Raw genomic sequence first — 24,636 nt, forward strand, 5'->3', positions numbered from 1 at the left:
CCCGAAGGGCCGCGCTTGGCAAGGGATGACCGGTGAACCAGGAATCCGACGACTGCATCATCATCGGCGCCGGGCCAGCCGGACTGACCACGGCAATCTACCTCGCCCGCTTCCATCTCTCGATTCGGCTGTTCGACAATGGATCGAGCCGCGCGGCGCTGATCCCGCGGACGATGAACCACGCCGGCTTTCCGGACGGGATCGCCGGCGCCGACCTGCTGACGCTGATGCTGCGCCAGGCGGAGAACTTCGGAGCGGTACGCGAGACGGTCGAGGTAACCGCAGTGGTGCCGGAGGATCGCGGCTTCCGCGTCGAAGCGGGCAGCCGCGACTATCGCGCCCGGACGGTGCTGCTGGCGACCGGCGTGGTCAACAACCGGCCCGAGATGGATGCCGAGGAGCATGACCGGGCGCTGGCGCGCGGCCTCATCCGCTACTGCCCGATCTGCGACGGCTATGAGGTGACCGACAAGGCGGTCGGCGTGATCGGCACCGGCGAGCATGGCATGCGCGAGGCGCTGTTCCTGCGCGGCTATACCCGGGAGGTGACGCTGATCGCGCACCAGGGGCCGCACGAGCTCGACGAGACATGCCGGCGCGCGCTCGACGAGGCGGGCGTGGAGCGGATCGACGGGCCTTGCACGCCGATCCGGATCGACGGCGACCGGATCGCGGTCGGTACCGCGGAGGGTGAGCGGCGGTTCGACAGCCTCTATCCGGCGCTGGGATCGGTGATCCGCTCAGAGCTGGCGATCCGTGCGGGCGCGCGGGCGAGCGCCGACGGCTGCCTGGAGGTCGACGAGCACCAGCGCACCTCCGTGCCGGGGCTGTTCGCTGCGGGCGACGTGGTGAAGGGGCTCGACCAGATCAGCCACGCGATGGGCGAAGCCGGCGTCGCCGCGACGACGATCCGCAACGCGCTGAACGAGATGCGGCCGATTTGGCGCTAGCGCGCCCGCCAGCCGAGTTTCTCCTCGGCGACGAACCAGACGGGCAGCACCGCCAGCGCGGCAAAGGCGCCGACGAAGAAGCTGACGAGAAGGAAGACGGCATCCCAACCGGGCTCGCTCCCGGGCGTACGCTTCTCCAGATAGCTGAGCCACACCCACCCCCCGGCAAAAAGCGCCGGAACAGCGATCGTCAGGACCAAGCGCCCAAGATGCCGGAGTCGTAACAGGAACGCCGCCGTCAACCACAGCGCGAAGGCGAGTCCGGTAAGCGCCAGCAGCCACGCCACCAATGTCATGGCGCGAGCTTACCAGAAGCCGACGTCGCCGACTATGCCTCCACCTTACCGGTCTGCAGCGCCATCGCCCAGTCGGTGTGCCCTTCCCGCTCGGCTTTCGCCGCAGCGGCGGCGTGGTCGTAGGGGACGGCGCGTAGGTCAAGATCGCCGTCGGAACCGAGGATCGCGTAGCGTGCCGACGGGTCGCCGTTCTCGACGCGGTAGGGATAGGGGTGATCGTCGACGAATGCCTGCAGGCCGACGCTGCCCGGATTGGCGGCCCTGCGCCCGTCGGGCAGCGTGACGGTCGCCGGCAGATGGGTGTGGCCACACAGGATCAGCCGCTCCGATACGCATTCGAGGCGGGCGGTGATTTCCTCGATCGTCGCGCGACGGATGCCCGTGAGCTCGATCGTCTCGATCAGGGGCCGGACGTCGCTCGACGGGGTGCCGTGGCAGAGAAGGATGCCGTCGGCCGTCAGCGTCGGTGGCAGACTCGCCAGCCAGGCGAGGTGCGCGTCTGTCAGCGTCGCACGGGCGTGGCGGTCGCTCGCGTTCATCCGGTCGGGCGGCACCGTCAGCAGCTGGCGTTCGTGGTTGCCGGCGATCGTCGGCCAGTCGAGCGACATCAGCAGGTCGGCGGTCTCGGCCGGCCAAAGCGGACCCGACAGCAGGTCGCCGAGGTTGAGCCAGCGTGTGCAGCCCTGAGCCTCGGCATCGGCGATCACCGCCTCCAGCGCCGGCAGGTTGCCGTGGACGTCGGAAAGGATTGCCGTCCGAGTCATTCGGCGAAGGCGGCGGTCACCACCAGGCGATCGTCATTCCATTCGGGCACCGCAACGGGGGTCATCGGGACCATGAAGCGCTTGCCGTCTGGCCGCTCGATTTCGAGCACGTCGCCGGCGCCGTAATTGTCGACCGCGACGACGGCGCCGAGCGTCTCGCCGGCGGTCGAGACGGCGGGAAGGCCGATCAGGTCGAAGTGGTAATATTCCCCCTCCCCCAGCGGCGGCAGCGCGGAGCGGGGGACGGTGAGTTCTGTGCCGCGCAACGCTTCCGCCGCGGACCGATCGGCGACTTCGGCGAAGCGGGCTATCGCGCCGTTGGGGCCGTCGCGGAGCGCCTTCAGCGACAGGGCGCCGCCGTTGAAGCTGCGATAGGTCGCGAGATCGTCGGCGAAGACCTTGAGGCGAACCTCGCCGGCGATGCCGTGCGCGCCGACGACCACCGCGAGCGTGACCGGACGGTCAGCGTCGCGGCGAGCCGCCGTCGCCGCCGGGGGCGTCGTCGGCGCCTTCGGCGGGCTCTTCGGTGGAGACGCCCTGGTTGGTCGCGTCGTCCTGGTCATCGGCGGGCGGCTGTTCGGGTGGCGGCTTGCTGGCCATGATGCGCTCCTCTCGGGTCGGAAGGGAAACGCATCAGGCCAGCATCCGATGCCTTACTCGGCCTTGGCTTCCTCGTCGGCAGCCGGAGCAGCCTCCGCCTCGGCCGGCGGAGTTTCCTCGGCAGCGGCCTCGGCCGGCGGGGTCTCCTCGGCCACCGCCTCGGCGACGGCCTCGGCCTCCGGCGTCGGCTCCTCGGTCGCGGCCTCGACCTCGGCGGCGATCACCGCCTCGGCTTCCTCGTTCGAGCCCTCGGCCGGAGCCGGGGCCGCGGACGCGGCGGCAGCGGCCTCAGCGGCTTCGGCTGCCTTGGCGGCGCGCTCCTCGGCGCGCTCCTTGGCCTTCTCGCCCGGCTCGGCCTTCTTGGGGTTGTTGCGCGCGGCGCGCTCGCGGACGCCGGCGGCATCGAGGAAGCGGGCGACGCGGTCGGTCGGCTGCGCGCCCACGCCGAGCCAGTGCTTGGCGCGGTCGGCGTCGAGCTGGACGCGGCCGGCATCATCCTTGGCGAGCAGCGGGTTGTAGTTGCCGATCTTCTCGATGAAGCGGCCGTCGCGGGGCGAACGCGCGTCGGCAACTACGATGCGGTAATAGGGCCGCTTCTTCGAGCCGCCACGCGACAGGCGAATGCTGAGTGCCATTTAAGTTCCTTCTTTCTTTCTCGTAGGTTGATGCCGGAATCTTCCGGCCGATCTCACTTCTTCTTCAAAAAATTCTCGAAGCCCGGCGGCAGGTTGGGCATCCCCGCTCCACCCAGGCCGGGAAGACCGCCGGCCGGACCGTCCATCTTCCCCATCATGTCGCCGAGCGGCTGGCCGCCGAGCGCCTTGCCGACGCCGCCCATGCCGCCGCGCCCGAGCAGCGCCGCCATGCCCTTGATCCCGCCCATCTTGCGGATCTTCTTCATCGCGGTCGACATTTCCTGATGCATCTTCAGGAGCTTGTTGACGTCCTGCACGGTGGTGCCGGAGCCCTTGGCGACGCGGATCTTGCGCTTGGCGTTGATCAGCTCGGGCTTGGCGCGCTCCCTGGGCGTCATCGAGGTGATGATCGCGTCCATGCGCAGCAGCACCTTGTCGCCGCCGGCCTGGTCGACCGCGGCCTGCGCCTTCTTCATCCCCGGCATCATGCCGGCGAGCGCGCCGATGCCACCCATCCGGCGCATCTGCGAGAGCTGGGCGCGCAGGTCGTTGAGGTCGAACTGGCCCTTGGCGAGCTTGGCCGCCATGCGCTCGGCGTCTTCCTGCTCGATCGTCGCCGCGGCCTTCTCGACCAGCGACACCACGTCGCCCATGCCGAGGATGCGGCCGGCGACGCGGTTCGGGTGGAAGGGCTCGAGCGCGTCGAGCTTCTCGCCCATGCCGGCGAACTTGATCGGCTTGCCGGTGACCGCGCGCATCGACAGCGCCGCGCCGCCGCGGGCGTCGCCGTCCATGCGGGTCAGGATCACGCCGGTGAGCGGCACCTGTTCGGAGAAGGCCTTGGCGACGTTGACCGCGTCCTGGCCGGTCAGGCTGTCGACGACGAGCAGGATCTCGTTGGGGGTCGCGATGTCGGCGACCGCCTTCATCTCGTCCATCAGCGCCTGGTCGACGTGGAGCCGCCCGGCGGTGTCGAGCATCAGGACGTCATAGCCCTGGAGCTTGGCCGCCTGCAGCGCGCGGCGGGCGATGTCGACCGGCTGCTGGCCGGCGACGATCGGCAGGGTCGCAACCTCGGCCTGGGTGCCGAGCACCGCCAGCTGCTCCTGCGCGGCCGGGCGGTTGACGTCGAGCGACGCCATGATGAGCTTCTTACCCTGCGACTTGAGCAAGCGGGCGAGCTTGGCGGTGGTGGTGGTCTTGCCCGAGCCCTGGAGGCCGACCAGCATCACCACCGCGGGCGGCGTCACGTCGATGTCGAGCCCGGTGTTCTCCGAGCCCAGCATCTCGACCAGCGCGTCGTTGACGATCTTGACGACCTGCTGGCCCGGCGTGACCGAGCGCAGCACCTGCTGGCCGACCGCCTGCTCGGTGACCTTGTCGACGAACTCGCGTGCGACCGGAAGCGCGACGTCCGCCTCGAGCAGCGCGACGCGCACCTCGCGCATCGCGGCGCGGACGTCGGCCTCGGTCAGCGCGCCGCGGCCGCGCAGGCGGTCGAACACCCCTCCCAGCCGGTCGCTCAAGCTCTCGAACATCTGCGTCTCCAAATACCTCCAGCCACGTAACGCGAAAAACGCCGGCGGACGAAACCTCGTCGGCCGGCGTCGCCCGTAGGCGGCGAATGCGTCACGTGCCCGAAGGAACGATCGGGCGGGCACTTAGGCCAGAGTTGCGGAAATCGCAAGTCCGGGCCCTGTGTTGCTTCCATCCGGGCGGGAGAGGCTCTCGGAAAGTTGACCAAATTGACGCATCTCACATGCGAGACGAGCGAGACAGGTCTCACACGAGAGCGCACGAGCATGAGCGCGACGTCGACGCGGCGTGGACGCGACACCGAAGCAACGCGAGCGCGACACCGAAGCTACACAGGCGCGGCACCAACGCAACGCTGACGCAACACCAACGCGACACCGGAGCGACACCGGGGCGACACCGGGGCGACACCGGGGCGACACCGGGGCGACACCGGGGCGACACCGGGGCGACATGGGTTAGATGAACGGTTTCAAAGAGCGGTTCGGCCTCGCAGTAGCGCTGGCCGGGGCGAGCCAAGCAGGCGAAATCCTACATTGCAAGCCGCAGCCAAACCAAAGGAGAGGAGTGCGATTAGAAATCCTCCCCCGCCAGGGGGAGGTGTCAGCCGCAGGCTGACGGAGGGGGAGGACGGCAACTCATTATCGGTGTGCTTCCGCCCCCTCCGTCACGCTTCGCGTGCCACCTCCCCCTGGCGGGGGAGGATTGGAAAGAGGCCGCCCTACGCCCCTTAACCCGATCTACACCTTCGACGTGCCAAGCCCGGCCGTTGGTCGGCTCGGGGGCAATTAGGGGCATGGCACTGGATTTCGACGAGGACCGTCGCGCACCTCGCGGCGCGCCGCGCGACCTGGTCACCGGGGCGATCACCGTCGCTTCGATCCTGATGTTCGTCGGCATCGGCAGCCAGGTGCTCGCCGCCACGGTCCGCCACTATTTCATGGGCGGCGCACCGGTCGACCAGCCGCTGGTGGTGGCGCTGCTGCTCAACATCGCGCTGATCCTGCTCGGCTGGCGCCGCAACCAGGCGCTCGCCCGCGAGGTTGCCGAGCGTGCCGCCGCCGAGGAGCGTGCGCAGATGCTCGCCGCGCGCGACCCGCTGACCGGCTTCCTCAACCGCCGCAGCCTGGCCGAGGACGGCGCGGCGCTGTTCGCCCGCGCCGAGAAGCGCCGCAAGGCGATGGCGCTGCTGATCCTCGACCTCGACCATTTCAAGACGGTCAACGACATGCACGGCCACGCCGTCGGCGATTCGCTGCTGCGCGCGGTGGCGGTCGAAATCGAGCGCGTGCTGCCGGCGAGCGCGCTGATGGCGCGGCTGGGCGGCGACGAGTTCGCCTGCGCCTTTCTGTTCGATGCAGCCAATCCCGACGTGGTCGAGCGCATCGCCGAGCGGCTGGTGAGCCGGATGGCGCAGCCGTTCGACGCGGAGGGTCTGCGTTGCCACATCTCGGCTTCGATCGGGCTTGCCCGCTCCGACTTCGACTGCCGAAGCATCGATGCGCTGATGCGTGCAGCCGACATCGCCATGTACGCCGCCAAGAAATCCGGCCGCAATCGCTTCGGCTGGTTCGACATGTCGATGGAACGCGAACTTCAGACACGCAATGAACTCGAGAGCGGCCTCCGCCTCGCCATCCCGCGGCAGGAGATCGTCCCCTATTTCGAGCAGCAGATCGACATCGCCACCGGCGAGCTCAGCGGCTTCGAGGTGCTGGCGCGCTGGGAACATCCGAGCCGCGGGCTGATCAGCCCCGACCAGTTCATCCCGATCGCCGAGGAAACCGGCATGATCGCCGAGCTGTCGCTGTCGATCATGCGCCAGGCGTTCACCGCGGCGCGCGACTGGGATCCGTCGCTGACGGTCGCGATCAACATCTCGCCCTGGCAGCTGCGCGATCCGTGGCTCGCGCAGAAGATCATCAAGGTGCTGACCGAGACCGGCTTCCCCGCCAGCCGCTGCGAGATCGAGATCACCGAGAGCGCGCTGTTCGACAATCTGTCGCTCGCCCAGTCGATCGTCGGCTCCCTCAAGAACCAGGGCATGCGGCTGGCGCTCGACGATTTCGGCACCGGCTATTCGTCGCTTGCGCATTTGCGGATGCTGCCGTTCGACCGGATCAAGATCGACAAGAGCTTCGTGATCTCGATGACCGAGAGTCCGGATTCCGCCGCGATCGTCCATGCGATCGCCCGGCTCGGCGAGAGCCTCAACCTGCCGGTCACCGCCGAGGGGATCGAGGACGGCGAGATCGAGCGGCGGCTGATCGCGGCCGGCGTGTCGCGGGGACAGGGGTGGCATTACGGCAAGCCGCTGTCGACGGCGGGCGCGCGGCGGATGCTCGCCGAGCGGCGGATGCTGCACGTCGCGCAGGCGGAGCCGTTTCGCAAGGCTACCAGCCGGCGCCGGGCTGGCTGAGGTATTCGAGCTCCTCGGGCGTGGACTCGCGGCCGAGCGCGGCGTTGCGCGAAGGAAAGCGGCCGAAGCGTTCGATCACCGCGGCATGGTCGCGAGCATAGGCGAGCGCCTCTTCCTCCCCCAGCGCCTCGAACTGGGCGAGGCTGAGCCGCTGCGTGTCGGCATTCTCGGCGTGCTCGAGCGGCAGCAACAGGAATTGCGCGCGTTCCTTGGGGAAGAGGCGGACCCAGTCGCGCGCGATCGCCTCGCGGGTGAGGCTCTCGGCGAGCGGGTCGGCCTCATAGGCGCGTGGGGAGCCGCGATGGATGTTGCGGCTGATCTGGTCGAGCAGGATGACCGCGGCGAGCAGCGTCTCGGGCTCGTCCCGCCAGCCCTCGGCGCCGCTGGCGAGCACCGCGTCGCGCATGGGGCCGAACCGCGCGCAGGCGTGATCGACCGCCGCATCCTTGGCGAACCATTGCTCGGGGCCGAGCTCGCCGAACCAGAAGTCGAGGACCTGCTTTGCCGCGTCGTGGACTTCGCCCGATCCGGGGCCTAGATGCGCTTCCATGCTCGCTCCCTCCGCCGGCCCCGAGGTGATCACCCTCGGCTGCCGTCTCAACATCGCCGAAAGCGAAAGCATACGCGCCATGCTCGGTTCCCGCGACGTCGTCGTGGTGAACAGCTGCGCGGTGACCAATGAAGCGATCAAGGCGACGCGAGCGGCGATCCGGCGCGCACGGCGGGCGCGGCCGCATGCCGAGCTGGTGGTGACCGGCTGCGCGGCGACGATCGACCCCGACGGCTTCGCGGCGATGGCGGAGGTCGACCGGGTGGTCGGCAACATGGCCAAGCTCGATGCGGCGGCATGGGGCGGGCTGGAGATGGCGCCGGCCCGCTTCACCGGCCACGCCCGCGCGTTCGTCGAGGTGCAGAACGGGTGCGACCATCGCTGTACCTTCTGCGCGATCCCCTATGGCCGGGGACCGAGCCGGTCGGTACCGGCGGGCGCGGTCGTGGAGCGGATCGCCGCGCTGGTCGCGGCTGGACATCGCGAGGTGGTGCTGACCGGGGTCGACGTCACCAGCTACGGCGCCGACCTGCCGGGGGCGCCCTCGTTCGGGTCGCTGGTCGAGCGTATCCTGCGTCATACTGCGGTCGAGCGGCTGCGGCTGTCGTCGCTCGATTCGATCGAGATCGACGAGCGATTGTTCGAGCTGCTGACCGGCGAGGCGCGGGTGATGCCACATGTCCACCTTTCGCTCCAGGCGGGCGACGACATGATCCTCAAGCGGATGAAGCGGCGGCATTCGCGGGCCAAGGCGGTCGCGATCGTCGAGCGGCTGAAGGCCAGGCGGCCGGAGATCGCGATCGGCGCCGACCTGATCGCCGGCTTCCCGACGGAGGACGAAGCGATGTTCGCCAACACGCTGGCGATCCTCGACGATTGCGATGTGGTGCATCCGCACATTTTCCCCTTCTCCTCGCGCGAGGGCACGCCCGCGGCACGGATGCCGCAGGTGGCGCGCGAGGTGGTGAAGGCGCGCGCAGGCCGGCTGCGCGAGGCAGGGGAAGCACGGCGACGGCAGTGGCTGGCGGCGCTGGTCGGAACCGAGCAGCGCGTGCTGGTCGAGCGGCCGGGCGATCGCGGCCATGCTGAGAATTTCGCGGAGGTGAGGCTGGATCGGCGATGCGAGCCTGGGACGATGGCGCGTGCTGCGATTCATGGATCGGACGACACCAGCCTCCTCTCCTCCGTCATCCCGGCGCAGGCCGGGATCCACTCATCCACCAGTGCTGCGGGCGCGGTGGACCCCGGCCTTCGCCGGGGTGACGACATGGTTTTGGCAACGGCATGAGCACCAATCTTTCCTGGCACCAACGCTTGCTCGGCGGATTCAAGCGGACCTCCGACCGGCTGGTCGGCAATCTCGCCGGCCTCGGCACCGCGCGGCTCGACGATGCGGTGCTCGACGAGATCGAGGAGGCGCTGATCTCCTCCGACCTCGGACCCGAGACCGCCGCGCGCGTCCGCTCGCGGCTGGCCGAGGGGCAGTATGAGCGCAACATGGAGGAGCTCGGCATCCGCCTGGTCGTCGCCGAGGAGGTGGCGAAGGCGCTCGCGCCCGTCGCGCAGCCGCTCGACGTCGACGCCTTCCCTCGCCCGCAGGTGATCCTCGTCATCGGCGTCAACGGATCGGGCAAGACCACCACCATCGCCAAGCTCGCCAACCTGTTCCTGGAGCAGGACTATTCGGTGATGCTGGCGGCCGGCGACACCTTCCGCGCCGCCGCGATCGGGCAGCTGCGCACCTGGGCCGAGCGGATCGGGGTGCCGATCGTCTCCGGCAACGAGGGCGGCGACGCGGCGGGGATCGTCTACGAAGCCGTCAAGCAGGCCACCGCCAACGGCACCGACGTGCTGATCGTCGACACCGCCGGCCGCCTCCAGAACAAGCGCGAGCTGATGGACGAGCTCGCCAAGATCCGCCGCGTGCTCGGCCGCCTCAACCCCGAGGCGCCGCACGACGTGGTGCTGGTGCTCGACGCCACCACCGGTCAGAACGCGCTGAGCCAGATCGAGGTGTTCAAGGAGGTCGCCGGCGTCACCGGCCTGGTCATGACCAAGCTCGACGGCACCGCGCGCGGCGGCGTGCTGGTGGCGGCGGCGGAGCGATACGGCCTGCCGATCCATGCGATCGGGGTCGGCGAGAAGGTCGACGATCTGAGGCCCTTCGACGCGAACGAGGTCGCGCGGATCATCGCCGGCGTCGAGGAGTTGCTGTGACCATGACCGACCCCCGCCCCGCCGCCTCTCCCGGCTTTCGCCTCGCGCTCGACTATGGGCCGCTGGTCGCCTTCTTCGCGGTCAACTTCCTGGCGCCGGGGCCGGCGCTGGCGCGGATCATGGCGGCGACGATCGCCTTCATGATCGCGATGGTGATCGCGGTGAGCCTGTCGTGGATCAAGACCCGCCACGTCTCGCCGATGCTGTGGGTGTCGGCGGTGCTGGTGCTCGTGTTCGGCGGGCTCACCCTCTATTTCCACGACGAGCGCTTCATCAAGATGAAGCCGACCTTCGTCTATGCCACCTTCGCGGCGGTGCTGGGCTTCGGCCTCGCGACCGGCCGGCCGCTGCTGCAGGGGCTGCTCGGCAGCGCCTACCCGGGCCTCACCGAGCGCGGGTGGCGCAAGCTGACGATCAACTGGACGCTGTTCTTCATCGGCATGGCGGTGCTGAACGAAGCCGTGTGGCGCTCGACCAGCACCGATTTCTGGGTGAGCTTCAAGGTGTGGGGGGCGATCCCCCTCACCTTCCTGTTCGCGATGGCGAACATCCCGATGCTGCTGCGCAATGGCCTCAGCACAGGCGAGACGAAGGACGTGCCGGTGCCGCCGGAGGGCTAAGGATAAAGCCCTCTCCCCATCGGGGAGAGGGTTGGGGAGAGGGGCAGTGCGGCAGGCCGCGGTCTCGGTGAGACCCCGCCCCCTCTCCCCAGCCCTCTCCCCGATGGGGAGAGGGAGAATCGTTACTTCGCCGCTGCGTAGCGCTCGGCGACGACGTCCCAGTTCACCACGTTCCACCACGCCTTGAGATAAGCGGCACGGTCGTTGCGGTAGGTGATGTAATAGGCGTGCTCCCACACGTCGTTGCCCAGGATCGGCGTGCCCTTGACGGCCGCGACATCCATCAGCGGATTGTCCTGGTTCGGCGTCGAAGTGATGGCGAGCTTGCCGTCCGCGCCGACGATGAGCCACGCCCAGCCCGAGCCGAACTGGCCGGCGCCGGCCGCGTTGAACTTCTCCTTGAATTCGTCGAACGAGCCGAAGGTCTCGTCGATCGCCGCAGCGAGTTCGCCGGTCGGCGCGCCGCCCGCGTTCGGAGCCATCGTCTTCCAGAAGAAGTCGTGGTTCCAATAGCCGCCCGCGTTGTTGCGCAGCAGCGGCGGCTTGCCTTCGATATGGGCGAAGATTTCCTCGATCGTCTTGCCGGCCAGGCCGGGATCCGCGTCGATCGCCTTGTTGAAATTGTCGGTATAGGCCTTGTGGTGCTTGTCGTGGTGGAGCGTCATCGTCTCCTTGTCGATCGTCGGCTCGAGCGCATCATAGGCGTAGGGCAGCGGCGGCAGTTCGAAAGCCATGGGATTTCCTCCTTGTTCGGGCTCGTGCGACGAACGCGGACGGCGCCGGATGGCTCCGCCCTCGTTGCGCGGCCGATATGGGATTCACCCCGCGTTGAGCAAGCCGTGTCGGCGCAATGCGTGACGAAGCTGGTCGTAGGTGAGACCGAGCGTCTCCGCCGTGGTACGTTGGTTGAAGCGGTTCTCGGCAAGCGCGCGGTTCAGCAGCTCGCGCTCGAAACGGGCGACGCGGTCCTTGAAGCTGGTGGAACCACCCTCCTCGCGCACGATCGTCAGGGCAGGTTCGGCCTGCACGATCGGCGCCGGCGCGGACGGGGACATGGCCGCGATGCCGCGCGGGCGGTGCGGCGAGGCGAAGGGGTCGATCTCGATCGCGTCGACCGGCCCTTCCCGCTCCCAGCGATAGACCGCACGCTCGACGACGTTGCGCAGCTCGCGGACGTTGCCGGGCCAATTGTAATCGGTGAGCGCATCGACCGCATTGGGCCCGAAGCCGGGCCATTCGCTCCACCCGATCTCCGATGCCATGCGCCGGCCGAAGAAATCGGCGAGCACCATGATGTCGCCCGGCCGCGCCCGGAGCGGCGGCAGCGTCACCACCTCGAAGCTCAACCGGTCGAGCAGGTCGGCGCGGAAGGTGCCGGCGGCGACGCGGTCGGGGAGATGCTCGTTGGTCGCGGCGACGATGCGCACGTCGACCTCGATCGGGCGCGAGGCGCCGATCCGCGTCACCTCCCCATATTCGACCGCGCGCAGCAGACGCTCCTGCGCCGCCATCGACAGCGTGCCGAGCTCGTCGAGGAACAGCGTGCCGCGATCCGCTTCCTCGAACCGGCCGGCACGGGCGCGGGTGGCGCCGGTGAACGCCCCCGCCTCATGCCCGAACAGCTCCGCCTCGATCAGCGTCTCGGGCAGCGCGGCGCAGTTCATCACCACCAGCGGCTGGTCCCAGCGCGGGGAGAGGCGATGGAGACGCTCGGCGACCAGCTCCTTGCCGGTGCCGCGCTCGCCGATCACGAGCACCGGCCGGTCGAGCGCCGCCGCGCGGCTGGCGCGCTCCAGGGCATCGAGGAACGCGCCCGATTGCCCGATGACCTGTGTCGTCCGCTCCACCATCGCCGAACCATTGGCGTAAATTCCCAACATTTGGCAAGAGAAACCCGCCCACCTGCCCGCCCGGTGCAGCGAAATGCCCGGATTCCCGTCATTTTCGAAATTGGCACGCCCCCTGCAATGCAGTTGGCATCCCGCCAATCGCGGCGGACTGGAATGAAGGTTCAAGGAGTTTTCCGATGCAGACCGTTTCCGCCAACTTCGCCCGGGTCGTCTCGACCGTGGTCGCGGCCCTGATGCTGAGCGCCGTATGCGTGGGCGGCGCGGTCGCCCCGGCCCAGAGCTTCCCGGCTCACAGCTTCGCCGTCACCCATCAGGCGTGACGGCCAGGCCGGGGCGGGATCCCTCGCCCCGCCCCGGCCTTCCCATTAGTATTGCGTACGCACGAAGGAGTTCGAACACATGGGTATCTTCTCGCGAACCCGGGATATCATCGCCGCCAACGTCACCGATCTGCTCGATCGGGCGGAGGATCCGGCGAAGATGGTCCGGATGATCATTCTCGAGATGGAGGAGACGCTGGTCGAGGTGCGCGCGAGCGCCGCCCGCACCATCGCCGACCAGAAGGAGATGCGCCGCCACATCGCCAAGCTCGAAGGGCTCCAGGCGAGCTGGACCGAGAAGGCCGAGCTGGCGCTGTCCAAGGATCGCGAGGACCTGGCCAAGGCCGCGCTGGTCGAGCGCCAGAAGGCCGCCGATATGTGCGAGCAGCTCAAGAGCGAGATCGGCGTGCTGGACGAGTCGCTGAAGGCCTCCGAGGCCGACATCGCCAAGCTGCAGACCAAGCTGCGCGAGGCGCGGAGCCGCCAGAGCTCGATCGAGACGCGGCTGGAGACGGCGAACAACCGCTTCCGCCTGCGCGAGATGTACGGCGGCAGCAAGACGGCCGAGGCCTTCTCACGCTTCGACGTGCTCGAGCGCCGGGTCGACCTCGCCGAGGGTCGCGCCGAGGCGGCGGGGCTGATGGCGGTCAAGACGCTCGACGAGGAGATCGAGGAGCTCAAGGCCAACGAGAAGGTCGATGCGGAGCTCGAGGCGCTCAAGAAGCGCCTGAGCGGCAACAAGGAGGGCTGATCCGATGGAAGATTTCCTGCTGCCCGTCTTCATCGTCGGGATGCTCTTCATCGGGCTCCCGTGGCTGATCTTCCACTACATCACCAAGTGGAAGCAGGCCCCGCGGATCACCGAGGAGGACGAGAAGCTGCTCGACGAGATGTTCCTGACGGCGCGCCGGCTCGAGGAGCGGCTGCAGACCGTCGAGCGCATCCTCGCCGCCGACAATCCCGATTTCCGTCCCGGCACGGGCGTCAGCTCGGCCGCGGATACCGACTACGACTATATCCGGAGGAACTGAGATGTCCGCCAGCCGCACCAAATTCTATCTCGACAAGCAGAACGCCAAATGGCTGGGCGTCTGCTCGGGGATCGCGGACTACACCGGGGTCGACGTGACCTGGGTCCGGGTCGGCGCCGTGGTCCTGACGCTGGCCGGAGGCTTTCCCTGGACGCTGATCGCTTACTGGCTAGTCGCGTGGATGGCGGAGCCCAAGCCGCTCGGCCTCTACGAGGGGCCGGAGGACGCCAAGTTCTGGCAGGGCGTGCGGTCGAACCCCAAGCGCTCGGCGCATGAGGTCCGCTCCAAGTTCCGCGACATCGACCGCCGGCTCGCCGACATCGAGATGTACTACACCAGCCGCAACACGCGCCTGGCCGACGAGATCGACGCGCTGCGCTGAGGCTCCGGCCCGAGCGCTCCGTCAACAGGGAGAAACGAGATGCATTGGGGTGGTCCCGGCTTTGTCATCGCGATCATCGCGATCAGCACCGCCGGCTGGGTGATCAACAACTGGATCCGTGCCCGGCACGGCTATCCGGTGGAAAATGAGTGGAAGGGCGTGAGCCACAAGGGCGATCCCGCCGCCGAGCGTCGGATCGAGCTGCTCGCCAGCGAGAACGAGCGGCTGGTGGGCCAGATCGGCCGGCTGGAGGAGCGGATCGCGGTGCTGGAGCGGATCGCCACCGATCCCGCCGAGCGCACCGCCCGCGAGATCGACGGCCTGCGCTGAAGGAGGATAGGACGATGAACGGCTTCAACGGCTTTACCGTCTTCATGCTGGCGCTGGTCGTGGTCGGCCTGCCGGTGATCCTGGGGGTCTCCAGCGAGATGCTGAAGACCTGGGTCCGGCACAAGGAGAAGATGGCCGACGTGCTGACCGCCCAGACCGCGGAGAAGGCGGCGCAATATGCGGCCCATACCGAGCGGCTCGAAGCCAGGGTGCGGGTGCTGGAGCGGATCATCACCGACCGCGGCATCGCCGTCGCCGAGGAGATCGAGGCGCTGAGGGACGAGCCGCTGAACTGAGCGGGACCGCTCCAAGGTCCACCTAAGTCCGGCCGCTCCCGAGCGGCCAAGCAAGAACCCCGGATGCCGGCCCGATCGGCACCGAATGGAGGAGTAGTGCCATGTTGATCCTGTTTGCCGTGATGGCCGTAGTGACGGGGATCGGCGTCTTCCTGACCGAGCGCGTCGATCGTCCCCGCCGCCGCGCAATGCAACTGGCGGCCGAGACGCCGGCCGAGTAAGTCACGTCCACGAAATTCTAGGAGCGAGCACCGATGAACCCGTTCGAAATGGTAGTGGCGATCGTGATCATCGTGACGATCGGCAGCGTTGTTCGAGCGAAACTGGGCATCCGCCGCGACCGCCACGGCCGTGAATACGGCGTGCGCGAGGACGGCGCCCTCGCCGCCGAGAACCACCGTCTCAAGAGCGAGATCGCCGACCTCAAGGAGCGCGTCCAGGTGCTGGAGCGCGTGGTCACCGACAACGAAGGCAGCCTGCGGCTCGATCGCGAGATCGAGAAGCTCCGCGACGGCCTCAAGAGCAAATGACGGGAGATACGGTCATGACCGATCCCAATTTCTACATCACCGCCGCCGTCGCGGGCCTCGCCGGGCTCGCCATGGTGACGATGGCCGGCCTCTCGGGCTGGCGCGGTTGGCTGGCGCTCAAGGCGCAGGAGCTGAGCTTCGCCCGCGAGGTGGGCCAGCCGGCCGCCCCGAGCGCCAGCGCGCGCATCGAGATCGCCGACCTCAGGGAGCGCATCCGCAAGCTGGAGGCGATCGCCTCGGGAGTGGAGTTGTAAGGAAGAGCGGAAGCCCCTCCCCTTCAGGGGGGGGGTTGGGGGTGGGGCAGTGAGGCAAGCGAAATGGCCTGCGGATAAGCCCCACCCCAACCCCTCCCCTGAAGGGGAGGGGCTCGTTATATGGCCTGGCATGTCCACGCTTGCCGACCTTCACGAGGAATATGAGTTCCTCGACGCCGACGACCGTTACCGGATGCTGATCGATCTCGGCCGCGCGCTCGAGCCGATGCCCGACGCGCTCAAGACCGACGCGACGCTGGTGCGCGGATGCTCGGCGGCGGTATGGGTCTATCCGACGCGGCTGGAGGACGGGCGGCTGCACTTCCTCGCCGATTCGAACGCGGCGATCACCAAGGGCATCATCGCGCTGGTGCTGACCGCGGTGCAGGACCGCTCCCCCGCCGAGATCCTGGCGACCGACATCGAGGGCGAGCTGGCGCCGTTCGACCTCAGGAACCAGCTCAGCTCCAACCGCACCCAGGGCATTCCCAACATGATCGCCCTGATCCGCGCGACCGCATCGCGCTACGCCGCCTGATCGGGGAGGCCGAGCTCACCCGCGAGCTGGTCGAGATCGGCCCCCGGCCGCACCAGCAGCCATTCGCCGGCCGCGGCGCCGTCGACCACCGTCACCGCATTGGTCGGACAGACGCCGAGGCACTTCACCTCGACGATCCCGGCGGCAGCCTTGCGGCCCTTCCTGAGCTTCAGGTGCCGCCGCAGCGCCTTCGCGAGCGGCGTGCGTCCCTTGCGGCCGAAGCCGCCGTCGATCCGCTTCGAGCATTTCGAGCAGACTAGCACCGCCCGCCCCCAGTTCGAGCGGACGCGCTGCTTCACTCCGGCCGCCATTGCCGCCGCTCCTCGGCGACGCGCAGCACGTCGTAGGCGGCCTGCACCGCCTGGAAGCGCTTCGCCGCTTCGGCATCGCCGGGACGGACGTCGGGGTGGCTCTCCTTGGCGAGCCGGCGCCAGGCGGCGCGCACCGCCTCGAAATCGGCATCCGCCTCCAGCTCGAGCACGTCGAGCGCGCGCATCTCGTCGCGCGAGCGGGTGCCGTCGCCGGGGCCGGCCCAGGCATTATGCCGCGCGCTGGTGAAGCCCGAAGCGTCGCGCCGCTCGTTGGCCTCGCGCTGCGCCGCCTCCTCCTCGCTGAGGCCGGCGAAATAGTTCCAGCCGCGATTGTATTCGGCGGCGTGCTCCTGGCAGAACCACCAGCGCTCCGGGCTGTTGGGGGCCTTGGGCGCGGGGCAATCGCCCGGCTCCTCGCAGCCTTCGCGGTCGCACAGCCGCACGCGCGTCGCCTCGCGCGCCGCACCATAGCTGCGCCAGCGGGGAAAGCCCCAGTCGTTGGATCGTGAAGTTCGCGCCATCGCGCCCGAAATAGGCCGAAGCGCCGTTCAGGCAAGCGGGCGCGCGCGACTATCTTCGCCCGAACAGCTTCTCGATGTCGGCATGGGCGAGTTTCACCCACGTCGGGCGGCCATGGTTGCACTGGCCGGAATGGGGCGTGACCTCCATCTCGCGGAGCAGCGCGTTCATCTCGGCGACCGAGAGGATGCGGCCGGCGCGGACCGAGCCGTGGCAGGCCATGGTCGCGGCGACATGGTCGAGCCGCTCCTTGAGACTCAGCGCCTCGTCATAGGCGGCGAGCTCGTCGGCGAGGTCGGTGACGAGACCGTGGACGTCGCCCTGCCCCAGCAGCGCCGGGGTCGCCCGCACCAGCATCGCGCGCGGGCCGAAGCGTTCGAGCTCCAATCCGAATTCGGCGAGCTCGGCCGCGCGTGCCTCCAGCCGGTCGCAGCCGGGCTCGTCGAGCTCGACCACCTCGGGGAGCAGCAGCGCCTGGCTGGCGATGCCGCCGTCGCCGAGCGCGCGGCGCATCCGCTCCAGCACCAGCCGCTCGTGCGCGGCGTGCTGGTCGACGATGACCAGGCCGTCCTCCGCCTCGGCGACGATATAGGTCTTGGCGACCTGCCCGCGGGCGACGCCGAGGGGGAAGCTGGCGGTTTCGGGGGGCGGATTGTACGCCGGTTCGGCCCTGGCCTGGGGCGGTGCGATGAAAGTGGGGCGACGGTCGTGGACGTATCTCAGCCCCTCCCCTTCAGGGGAGGGGTTGGGGTGGGGCTGTGCCACATGCCATAGGCTCGGTGAGACATCCCCCACCCGCACCCCCTCCCCTGAAGGGGAGGGGCTTAAACCCGGCTGCCACGCTCCCAGCGCCGCCTCATTCGGCCGTTGAACCGACCGGAACCCCGCCTCGTCCAGCGCCCGCCGCAAGCCGCTGACGATCAGCCCCCGCACCAGCGCCGGATCGCGGAAGCGGACCTCCGTCTTCGCCGGATGGACGTTGACGTCGACCGCGTCGGTCGGAACCTCCAGGAACAGCGCCACCACCGGATGCCGGTCGCGCGCGAGCATCTCGGCATAGGCGCCGCGCACCGCCCCGGCGAGCAGGCGATCCTTCACCGGCCTCCCATTGACGAATAGATACTGATGATCGGCCACGCCACGATTGAAGGTCGGCAACCCCGCCACGCCGCCCAGCACCAGCCCTTCCCGCTCCAGGTCGATCGCGACGCTGTTCGGCCCGAGATCGCGGTCGGTGAGTGCCGCCACCCGCTCCGGCCGCGTCTCGCCGCCCTGCACGCCCAGGCTCCGCCGCCCGTCATGCTCCAGGCTGAAGGCGATGTCCGGACGCGCCATCGCCAGCCGCCGCACCGCATCGAGGCAGGCGGCATATTCCGCCTTGGCCGATCGCAGGAACTTGCGCCGCGCCGGCACCTTCTCGAACAGGCCCTCCACCCGCACCCGCGTGCCGGGCGGCAATGCAGCAGGCCCCTCTTGGACCAGCACGCCGTTGTCGACCTGCCGCGCCCAGCCCTCCTGCCCCCGCACCCGGCTCTCCAGCGTCAGCCGCGCGACGCTCGCGATCGAGGGCAGCGCCTCGCCACGGAAGCCGAGCGTGGTCACCGCCTCGATCGCGTCATCCGGCAGCTTCGACGTCGCATGCCGCTCCAGCGCCAGCGCCATCTCGGCCGGGCTCATGCCGCAGCCGTCGTCGATCACCTCGATCAGATCGACTCCGCCCGCCGCCAACTTCACCGCGATCCGGGTCGCGCCGGCGTCGATCGCGTTCTCGACCAGCTCCTTCAACGCGCTGGAGGGTCGCTCCACCACTTCACCGGCCGCGATTCGGTTGACGAGATGCTCTGGCAGACGGCGTATTGACATGGGGTGCGCTCTAGCCCAAGCGGCGCCATCCCGCGACCCGTATCCGCCAGAATCGGAGCCGGATTTCCTGGCTCCGCCGGATAAGGGTATCGGTAGTGCGAACCGCCGCCTGGGCTCGGCCTGCGCGGCCTGACACGGATGCTTCGATGGCCGCCTTTTCCCGCCTTTTCAGATTCATGTCCCATGACATGGCGATCGACCTCGGCACCGCCAATACGGTGGTCTATGTTCGGGGTCGCGGCGTCGTGCTCAACGAGCCCTCGGTGGTCGCGATCGAGACCATCAACGGCGTCAAGAAGGTCCGCGCCGTCGGCGACGACGCCAAGCTGATGATGGGCAAGACCCCCGGCACGATCGAGGCGATCCGGCCGTTGCGCGACGGCGTCATCGCCGACATCGACGTGGCGGAGGAGATGATCAAGCACTTCATCCGCAAGGTCCATGGCGGCCGCAAGTCGATGATGCGCTGGCCGCAGATCGTGATCTGCGTGCCGTCGGGCTCCACCAGCGTCGAGCGCCGCGCGATCCGCGACGCCGCCTCCAACGCCGGCGCCAGCCAGGTGTGGCTGATCGAGGAGCCGATGGCCGCCGCGATCGGCGCCGACATGCCGGTGACCGAGCCGATCGGATCGATGGTGGTCGACATCGGCGGCGGCACCACCGAGGTCGCCGTCCTCTCGCTGCGCGGCCTCGCCTACTCGACCTCGGTCCGCGTCGGCGGCGACAAGATGGACGAGGCGATCGTCAGCTACGTCCGCCGCAACCACAATCTGCTGATCGGCGAGGCCACCGCCGAGCGCATCAAGCAGGACGTCGGCATCGCCAAGGCGCCGCCCGACGGCATCGGCATGACGCTCCACATCAAGGGCCGCGACCTCGTCAACGGCGTGCCCAAGGAGATCCAGATCAACCAGGGCCAGATCGCCGAGGCGCTCAGCGAACCGGTCGGCACGATCGTCGAGGGCGTGCGCATCGCGCTGGAGAACACCGCGCCGGAGCTCGCCGCCGACATCGTCGACCAGGGCATCGTGCTGACCGGCGGCGGCGCGCTGCTGCAGGGCATCGACGACGTGCTGCGCGACGAGACCGGCCTGCCGGTGACGGTCGCCGAGGACCCGCTGACCTGCGTCGCGCTCGGCACCGGCCGCGCGCTCGAGGATCCGGTGTTCCGCGGCGTGCTGCTCGCGGTTTAAGTTCCGAAGGGGGCGCGGGGACCATGGCGCCGCCGCTCAACCGGCGCACCGGCTTTTCGCGGCGCGCCCAGTACGGCTTGTTCCTGAGCTATGTCGTGGCCGGCGCCCTGGTGGTCGTCGGCCTCGTCCTGCTGCTGCTCGCGCGCTTCGATCCGCCGGCGTTCACCGCGCTCAGGATGGGCGTCGCCGAGCTGACTACCCCGATCTCGTCGGGTCTCAACGGTTTGCGCAGGGCGGCAACGGTACCGTCGGGCGTCACCGACTATTTCGGCGGCGCGGGCAAGATTCGCGAGCTCCGCAAGCAGATCGAGGAGGAGCGCGCGATCATCATGCGCGCCCGCACGCTCAATGCCGAGAACCGGCGGCTGCGCGCGCTGCTCAAGGTTCGCGATGCCGAGCCGATGCCGGTGGTGGCGGCGCGGCTGGTCGCCTCGACCGCATCGAGCACGCGCCGCTACGCGATCCTCAATGCCGGGTGGCGCCAGGGCGTCAAGCCGGGCCAGTCGGTGCGCGGCCCCGAGGGGCTGATCGGGCGCGTCCTGGAGGCCGGGCCGAACAGCTCCCGCGTGCTGCTCATCGTCGATGCCGAGAGCATCGTCCCCGTCCGCCGCGCGCGCGACGGGCTGCCCGCGATCGTCGCGGGGCGTGGCGACGGGCTGCTCGAAGTGCGCTCGGCCGCCTCGGTCGACGCGCCGTTTCGGGCGGGCGACATCTTCATGACCTCCGGCTCCGGCGGGCTCTATCCGCCCAATATCCCGGTGGCGCGCGTGGTCCGGGACGCGCGCGACGCCGCCGACGCGCGCGCCTTCGCCAATCCGGATTCGCTCGATTTCGCGCTGGTGCAGCAGGTGTTCCTGCCCGAACCGCCTGCCCCTGCGCCCACCCCGACTCCGACGCCGACCCCGCGGCCGAGCGGAACCGGCCAATGAAGCTGACGAGCGCCCCGCCGCTGAGGCCGGAGCCCGCATCGCGCTGGGACGTCGCGATCGCCGCGATGACGGTGATCCTCGGCTCGCTCGTCACTCTGATCCCGGTCGTCACGACGGTGCCGTTCCTGCCGCCATGCGGCCTGCTGATGCTGCTCGCCTGGCGGCTGAGGCGTCCCGAGCTGTTTGCGAGCTGGGGCGCCGCGCCGCTCGGCCTGTTCGACGATCTCGTCAGCGGTCAGCCGGTCGGTGCCGCCATGGCGTTCTGGACGCTGTGCGTCCTCGCCATCGACGTGCTAGATACGCGGCTGGTATGGCGCGACTTCTGGCAGGATTGGCTGATCGCCAGCGGCGCGATTGGCTTCTGTTTGATCGCCTCGCGGCTGGTCGCCTCGCCGATCGCGGCGCAGGTCGATACGGTGCTGCTGCTCCAGATCGCGATGTCGTGCGCGCTCTATCCCCTCGCCGCCTTCCTCTGCGCGCGGATCGAGCAGCGTAGGCGCCGGCAGTTCCAATGAGCGGCCCGACACGCATCGTCACCGAAGCCAGCCAGGCCTTCACCTTCTCGCGCCGGGCGATGGTGATCTCGGGTCTGCAGATCGGCATGGGCGTGCTGCTGGCCGGGCGCATGACCTGGCTCGCCGTCGCCGAGAACGAACATTACTCGCTGCTGTCGGAGAGCAACCGCGTCAACCTGACGCCGATCCCCCCGCGCCGCGGCTGGATCGTCGACCGCAGGGGCGTGGCGATCGCCAACAATCGCACCGATTTCCGCGTCGACATCATTCCCGACCGGCTTCAGGACAAGGACCGGGTGATCGGCGAGCTGACCACGCTGCTCGGTCTCAAGCCCGAGGACGTCGCCCGCATCCAGGCCGAGCTCAAGCGCGCCGCCGGCTTCCAGCCCGTGCAGGTCGCCGAGAACCTCGACTGGGAGCGCTTCGCGGCGGTCAGCGTGCGCATTCCCGAGCTGCCGGGCGTAGCGCCGACGCGCGGCTTCTCGCGCAGCTATCCGCTGGGCGCGGCGGTCGGCCATCTCGTCGGCTATGTCGGCGCGGCGACCGCCGAGCAGTACAAGGCGACCAAGGACCCGCTGCTGATGACGCCCGGCTTCAAGGTCGGCAAGGACGGGCTCGAAAAGACGCTGGACGCCCAACTGCGCGGCAAGCCCGGCGCCAAGCGCGTCGAGGTCACCGCGCGCGGCAAGCTGGTCCGCGAACTCGCGACCCGCGGCGACACGCCCGGCCAGACCATCCGCCTCACCATCGACGCCGGCCTGCAGGAATATGCCGCGCGGCGCCTCGGCACCAATTCGGGCTCGGCGGTGGTGTTCGACTGCCAGACCGGCGAGATCCTGGCGATGGTGTCGATGCCGGCCTACGACCCCAACAGCTTCTCCGACGGGATCAGCCACAGCGAGTGGAAGATGCTGTCGGAGGACGACCATATCCCCCTGATGAACAAGGTCACGCAGGGGCTCTATCCGCCGGGGTCGACCGTCAAGCCGATGAACGGCCTCGCGCTGCTCGCCGCCGGCGTCGATCCCAACGAGCGGGTATTTTGCTCGGGCGCGCTCAGGGTCGGCACCGGCGTGTTCCATTGCCACAAGCGCCGCGGCCACGGTCCGCTCGACCTCAAACATGCGATCATGCAGAGCTGCGACATCTATTTCTACGAGATGGTGCGGCGGCTGGGCTACGACCGCGTCGCTCCGGTCGCGCGAATGGTCGGGCTGGGCGAGAAGTTCGACCTGCCCTTCGCCAGCCAGCGCTACGGCACCGTCCCCGACAGCGCGTGGAAGCTCAAGAAATACAAGCAGCCCTGGGCGGTCTCGGATTCGCTCAACGCCTCGATCGGCCAGGGCTATGTGCTCGCCAATCCGCTTCAGCTCGCGGTGATGTCCGCCCGGATCGCCTCCGGCAAGCATCTCCATCCGCATCTGCTGGCGGGCAAGGACAGCCGCGACGCCCCTGCCCTCGGCGTCTCGCCCGAGCATCTCGCGATCGTCCGCGACGCCATGTCGGGCGTGATCAACGGCGGCGGCACCGGCGGCGCGGCGCGGATGCAGATTCCCGGCATCCTGATGGGCGGCAAGACCGGCACCGCGCAGGTGCGCCGCATCACCATGGCGGAGCGGCGTTCGGGCGTGCTCAACAATGCCGCCCTGCCCTTCAAGCTGCGCGACCATGCGCTGCTCGTCTGCTTCGCGCCGGTCGACAATCCCCGCTATGCTGCGGCGATCGTGCTCGAGCACAACGCCCACCTCATCCGCAACCTCGACACGCCGATGACCGGGCGCGACATCCTGACCTATCTGTTCGATCGCGACCGCGCGCTGAAGACCCTCGCCGAGATCGAGCCGACCTGGGGCGGCGACATCAAGACGCGCATGGAGGCGCAGGCGCGCGCGTTCGAGGCGGCGCAGAACGCCCCGCCGACCGCGCTCCCGCCCGAGGATGCCGCCGCGGCCGCCAGCAACGTCGCCGATGCCGCCGCCAACGCCGCCGCGGCCGCTGCGCCGACCACAGGCGTTGCCGAGACGCGCGGCGGCGGAGACCCGGAATGAGGGCGCCCGTCTCCGGCTTCGTCCCCGCGCCGCTCGCGCAGCTTCGCTGGGGCATATTGCTGCTGGTGATGGCGATCGGCGGCTTCGGGCTGGTCGTGCTGTTCTCGGCGGCGGGCGGCAGCATCTATCCCTGGGCCTTCCCCCAGGCGGTGCGGTTCGGCGCCTTCCTGTGCCTGGCGGTGGCGATGTCGCGGGTGCGGCCGTCGACCTATGCGGCGGCCGCCTTTCCCACCTACGGCGTGCTGGTGGTGCTGCTCGTCCTCGTCGAGCTGCTCGGCGCGGTGCGCGGCGGCAGCCAGCGCTGGCTCGATCTCGGCATCATCCGCCTGCAGCCGTCCGAGCTGATGAAGCCGGCGATCGTGCTGACGATGGCGCGCTTCTACGCGATGCTGCCGCCGTCGGAGACGCGCAAGCTGTTCTCGCTGATCCCGGCGGGCATCCTGATCGGCGTACCGTTCCTGCTGGTGCTGGTGCAGCCGGATCTCGGCACCGGCCTGATGATCGCGTTCAGCGGCGTGACGGTGATGTTCCTCGCCGGCGTGCGGCTGCGCCTGTTCATCGGCGGCGCGCTGCTGGTTGCGGTGGCCGCGCCGCTGGCGATCAACTACGGCCTCCACGATTATCAGCGCAACCGCATCCTGGTGATGCTCGATCCGGAGAGCGACCCGCTCGGCACCGGTTATCACATCAGCCAGTCCAAGATCGCGATCGGATCGGGCGGGATCACCGGCAAGGGTTTCCTCAACGGCACCCAGAGCCATCTCGACTATCTGCCCGAGGGCCACACCGACTTCGCCTTCGCGACCATGGCCGAGGAATGGGGGTTGCTGGGGGGCTTCTTCCTGATCGTCGCCTTCATGGTACTGATCCGCTGGGGCATCAACGTGGGCCTACGCGCCGGCGACCGTTTCTCGCGGCTGACGGCGGCGGGGCTGGCGACGACGATCTTCTTCTACGTCGCGATCAACATGGCGATGGTGATGGGCATGGCGCCGGTCGTCGGCATTCCCCTGCCGCTGGTCAGCTTCGGCGGGTCGGCGCAGATGACGATCCTGATCTGCCTCGGCATCCTGATGTCGGTCGACCGCGAAAACCGCCGCATCCAGCGCTGGTGAGCCCTTTGTGCGGGGGCCGCCAGAA

The 24,636-nt window shown here is 69.1% G+C and carries 31 protein-coding genes; 19 read left to right on the forward strand and 12 right to left on the reverse strand.

All coding sequences use genetic code 11. The annotated features are described in order from the left end of the window. Window positions 1–32: 32 nt before the first annotated feature. Window positions 33–950: an NAD(P)/FAD-dependent oxidoreductase gene (locus LZK98_RS13685; RefSeq protein WP_233782926.1), complete on the forward strand. Its 918-nt coding sequence runs from the start codon at window positions 33–35 to the stop codon at window positions 948–950. Here the strand turns inward: LZK98_RS13685 and LZK98_RS13690 are convergent. From LZK98_RS13690 to ffh, 6 genes are read right to left on the reverse strand one after another with little or no spacing between them, the layout of a single operon-like run. Then, window positions 947–1,246 (reverse strand): hypothetical protein, encoded by a 300-nt coding sequence (locus LZK98_RS13690; RefSeq protein ID WP_233782927.1) that lies wholly within the window; start codon window positions 1,244–1,246, stop codon window positions 947–949. The genes LZK98_RS13685 and LZK98_RS13690 overlap by 4 nt on opposite strands. A 32-nt stretch (window positions 1,247–1,278) precedes the next feature. Continuing rightward, window positions 1,279–2,010 (reverse strand): metallophosphoesterase family protein, encoded by a 732-nt coding sequence (locus tag LZK98_RS13695; RefSeq protein WP_233782928.1) that lies wholly within the window; start codon window positions 2,008–2,010, stop codon window positions 1,279–1,281. Beyond that, on the reverse strand, window positions 2,007–2,453 hold the full coding sequence (gene rimM, locus LZK98_RS13700) for a ribosome maturation factor RimM (RefSeq protein ID WP_233782929.1): 447 nt from the start codon (window positions 2,451–2,453) through the stop codon (window positions 2,007–2,009). The genes LZK98_RS13695 and rimM overlap by 4 nt, the downstream gene beginning before the upstream one ends. Window positions 2,454–2,472: 19 nt before the next feature. Then, complete coding sequence (locus LZK98_RS13705) at window positions 2,473–2,610, reverse strand: hypothetical protein (protein ID WP_233782930.1); 138 nt, start codon at window positions 2,608–2,610, stop codon at window positions 2,473–2,475. A 53-nt stretch (window positions 2,611–2,663) separates the two neighbouring features. Beyond that, on the reverse strand, window positions 2,664–3,245 hold the full coding sequence (gene rpsP, locus LZK98_RS13710) for a 30S ribosomal protein S16 (protein WP_233782931.1): 582 nt from the start codon (window positions 3,243–3,245) through the stop codon (window positions 2,664–2,666). 53 nt (window positions 3,246–3,298) lie between these two features. Beyond that, window positions 3,299–4,783 carry a signal recognition particle protein gene (gene ffh / locus LZK98_RS13715; RefSeq protein WP_233782932.1) on the reverse strand — a complete coding sequence of 495 codons (1,485 nt, stop codon included), beginning with the start codon at window positions 4,781–4,783 and terminating at the stop codon, window positions 3,299–3,301. A 794-nt stretch (window positions 4,784–5,577) separates the two neighbouring features. On the opposite strand from ffh, the gene LZK98_RS13720 reads away from it, so the two are divergent. Continuing rightward, on the forward strand, window positions 5,578–7,200 hold the full coding sequence (locus tag LZK98_RS13720) for a putative bifunctional diguanylate cyclase/phosphodiesterase (RefSeq protein ID WP_233782933.1): 1,623 nt from the start codon (window positions 5,578–5,580) through the stop codon (window positions 7,198–7,200). Here LZK98_RS13720 and LZK98_RS13725 read toward each other — a convergent pair. After that, the gene (locus LZK98_RS13725; protein WP_233782934.1) at window positions 7,175–7,750 is read right to left on the reverse strand and encodes a DUF924 family protein; all 576 of its coding nucleotides are present in this window, start codon (window positions 7,748–7,750) and stop codon (window positions 7,175–7,177) included. The genes LZK98_RS13720 and LZK98_RS13725 overlap by 26 nt on opposite strands. Here LZK98_RS13725 and LZK98_RS13730 point away from each other — a divergent pair. The 3 genes from LZK98_RS13730 to LZK98_RS13740 are packed head-to-tail and all read left to right on the forward strand — an operon-like array spanning window position 7,749 to window position 10,587. Then, window positions 7,749–9,038, forward strand: coding sequence for a MiaB/RimO family radical SAM methylthiotransferase (locus tag LZK98_RS13730; RefSeq protein WP_233782935.1), 1,290 nt, complete (start codon window positions 7,749–7,751; stop codon window positions 9,036–9,038). The two genes, LZK98_RS13725 and LZK98_RS13730, sit on opposite strands and share 2 nt — an antisense overlap. Beyond that, the gene (ftsY, locus tag LZK98_RS13735) at window positions 9,035–9,967 is read left to right on the forward strand and encodes a signal recognition particle-docking protein FtsY (RefSeq protein ID WP_233782936.1); all 933 of its coding nucleotides are present in this window, start codon (window positions 9,035–9,037) and stop codon (window positions 9,965–9,967) included. The genes LZK98_RS13730 and ftsY overlap by 4 nt, the downstream gene beginning before the upstream one ends. Before the next feature lie 2 nt (window positions 9,968–9,969). Continuing rightward, window positions 9,970–10,587: a septation protein A gene (locus LZK98_RS13740; protein WP_233782937.1), complete on the forward strand. Its 618-nt coding sequence runs from the start codon at window positions 9,970–9,972 to the stop codon at window positions 10,585–10,587. 122 nt (window positions 10,588–10,709) lie between these two features. On the opposite strand, the gene LZK98_RS13745 is transcribed toward LZK98_RS13740, so the two are convergent. Beyond that, window positions 10,710–11,321, reverse strand: a complete 612-nt coding sequence (locus LZK98_RS13745; protein ID WP_233782938.1) for a superoxide dismutase — start codon at window positions 11,319–11,321, stop codon at window positions 10,710–10,712. Window positions 11,322–11,405: 84 nt separating this feature from the next. Continuing rightward, a complete protein-coding gene (gene pspF, locus LZK98_RS13750; RefSeq protein ID WP_233786589.1) occupies window positions 11,406–12,434 on the reverse strand; it encodes a phage shock protein operon transcriptional activator in 1,029 nt (342 codons plus the stop codon). Between the two features lie 179 nt (window positions 12,435–12,613). On the opposite strand from pspF, the gene LZK98_RS13755 reads away from it, so the two are divergent. The 9 genes from LZK98_RS13755 to LZK98_RS13795 all read left to right on the forward strand — a co-directional run bounded on the left by LZK98_RS13755 (window position 12,614) and on the right by LZK98_RS13795 (window position 16,118). Then, window positions 12,614–12,757 (forward strand): hypothetical protein, encoded by a 144-nt coding sequence (locus tag LZK98_RS13755; RefSeq protein ID WP_233782939.1) that lies wholly within the window; start codon window positions 12,614–12,616, stop codon window positions 12,755–12,757. Between the two features lie 79 nt (window positions 12,758–12,836). Then, entirely contained in the window at window positions 12,837–13,508 is a 672-nt protein-coding gene (pspA, locus tag LZK98_RS13760; RefSeq protein ID WP_233782940.1) for a phage shock protein PspA, read from the forward strand. Between the two features lie 4 nt (window positions 13,509–13,512). Beyond that, window positions 13,513–13,788: an envelope stress response membrane protein PspB gene (gene pspB, locus LZK98_RS13765; protein WP_233782941.1), complete on the forward strand. Its 276-nt coding sequence runs from the start codon at window positions 13,513–13,515 to the stop codon at window positions 13,786–13,788. A gap of 1 nt (window position 13,789) precedes the next feature. After that, window positions 13,790–14,170, forward strand: a complete 381-nt coding sequence (gene pspC, locus LZK98_RS13770; RefSeq protein ID WP_233782942.1) for an envelope stress response membrane protein PspC — start codon at window positions 13,790–13,792, stop codon at window positions 14,168–14,170. Between the two features lie 39 nt (window positions 14,171–14,209). Next, window positions 14,210–14,500: a hypothetical protein gene (locus LZK98_RS13775; RefSeq protein ID WP_233782943.1), complete on the forward strand. Its 291-nt coding sequence runs from the start codon at window positions 14,210–14,212 to the stop codon at window positions 14,498–14,500. A gap of 98 nt (window positions 14,501–14,598) precedes the next feature. Next, window positions 14,599–14,796, forward strand: a complete 198-nt coding sequence (locus tag LZK98_RS13780; protein ID WP_406694210.1) for a hypothetical protein — start codon at window positions 14,599–14,601, stop codon at window positions 14,794–14,796. A gap of 254 nt (window positions 14,797–15,050) precedes the next feature. After that, window positions 15,051–15,326, forward strand: a complete 276-nt coding sequence (locus tag LZK98_RS13785) for a hypothetical protein (RefSeq protein ID WP_233782945.1) — start codon at window positions 15,051–15,053, stop codon at window positions 15,324–15,326. A gap of 14 nt (window positions 15,327–15,340) precedes the next feature. Next, on the forward strand, window positions 15,341–15,580 hold the full coding sequence (locus LZK98_RS13790; protein ID WP_233782946.1) for a hypothetical protein: 240 nt from the start codon (window positions 15,341–15,343) through the stop codon (window positions 15,578–15,580). A 130-nt stretch (window positions 15,581–15,710) separates the two neighbouring features. Continuing rightward, window positions 15,711–16,118 carry a SufE family protein gene (locus tag LZK98_RS13795; RefSeq protein WP_233782947.1) on the forward strand — a complete coding sequence of 136 codons (408 nt, stop codon included), beginning with the start codon at window positions 15,711–15,713 and terminating at the stop codon, window positions 16,116–16,118. On the opposite strand, the gene LZK98_RS13800 is transcribed toward LZK98_RS13795, so the two are convergent. From LZK98_RS13800 to mutL, 3 genes are read right to left on the reverse strand one after another with little or no spacing between them, the layout of a single operon-like run. After that, on the reverse strand, window positions 16,106–16,429 hold the full coding sequence (locus tag LZK98_RS13800) for a (2Fe-2S) ferredoxin domain-containing protein (RefSeq protein WP_233782948.1): 324 nt from the start codon (window positions 16,427–16,429) through the stop codon (window positions 16,106–16,108). The two genes, LZK98_RS13795 and LZK98_RS13800, sit on opposite strands and share 13 nt — an antisense overlap. Next, window positions 16,414–16,950: a J domain-containing protein gene (locus LZK98_RS13805; protein WP_233782949.1), complete on the reverse strand. Its 537-nt coding sequence runs from the start codon at window positions 16,948–16,950 to the stop codon at window positions 16,414–16,416. Before LZK98_RS13805 ends, LZK98_RS13800 begins: the two co-directional genes overlap by 16 nt. Before the next feature lie 49 nt (window positions 16,951–16,999). After that, the gene (gene mutL, locus LZK98_RS13810) at window positions 17,000–18,811 is read right to left on the reverse strand and encodes a DNA mismatch repair endonuclease MutL (RefSeq protein ID WP_233782950.1); all 1,812 of its coding nucleotides are present in this window, start codon (window positions 18,809–18,811) and stop codon (window positions 17,000–17,002) included. 146 nt (window positions 18,812–18,957) lie between these two features. On the opposite strand from mutL, the gene LZK98_RS13815 reads away from it, so the two are divergent. The 5 genes from LZK98_RS13815 to rodA are packed head-to-tail and all read left to right on the forward strand — an operon-like array spanning window position 18,958 to window position 24,611. After that, window positions 18,958–20,004 (forward strand): rod shape-determining protein, encoded by a 1,047-nt coding sequence (locus LZK98_RS13815; RefSeq protein WP_233782951.1) that lies wholly within the window; start codon window positions 18,958–18,960, stop codon window positions 20,002–20,004. Between the two features lie 23 nt (window positions 20,005–20,027). Continuing rightward, window positions 20,028–20,933 carry a rod shape-determining protein MreC gene (gene mreC / locus LZK98_RS13820; protein ID WP_233782952.1) on the forward strand — a complete coding sequence of 302 codons (906 nt, stop codon included), beginning with the start codon at window positions 20,028–20,030 and terminating at the stop codon, window positions 20,931–20,933. Beyond that, entirely contained in the window at window positions 20,930–21,448 is a 519-nt protein-coding gene (locus LZK98_RS13825; protein WP_233782953.1) for a rod shape-determining protein MreD, read from the forward strand. Before mreC ends, LZK98_RS13825 begins: the two co-directional genes overlap by 4 nt. Further along, on the forward strand, window positions 21,445–23,496 hold the full coding sequence (gene mrdA, locus LZK98_RS13830) for a penicillin-binding protein 2 (RefSeq protein ID WP_233782954.1): 2,052 nt from the start codon (window positions 21,445–21,447) through the stop codon (window positions 23,494–23,496). Before LZK98_RS13825 ends, mrdA begins: the two co-directional genes overlap by 4 nt. Continuing rightward, window positions 23,493–24,611, forward strand: a complete 1,119-nt coding sequence (gene rodA / locus LZK98_RS13835; RefSeq protein ID WP_233782955.1) for a rod shape-determining protein RodA — start codon at window positions 23,493–23,495, stop codon at window positions 24,609–24,611. Before mrdA ends, rodA begins: the two co-directional genes overlap by 4 nt. Window positions 24,612–24,636 lie beyond the last annotated feature (25 nt).

This window comes from Sphingomonas cannabina (assembly GCF_021391395.1).
In the GTDB taxonomy this organism is placed as follows: domain Bacteria; phylum Pseudomonadota; class Alphaproteobacteria; order Sphingomonadales; family Sphingomonadaceae; genus Sphingomonas; species Sphingomonas cannabina.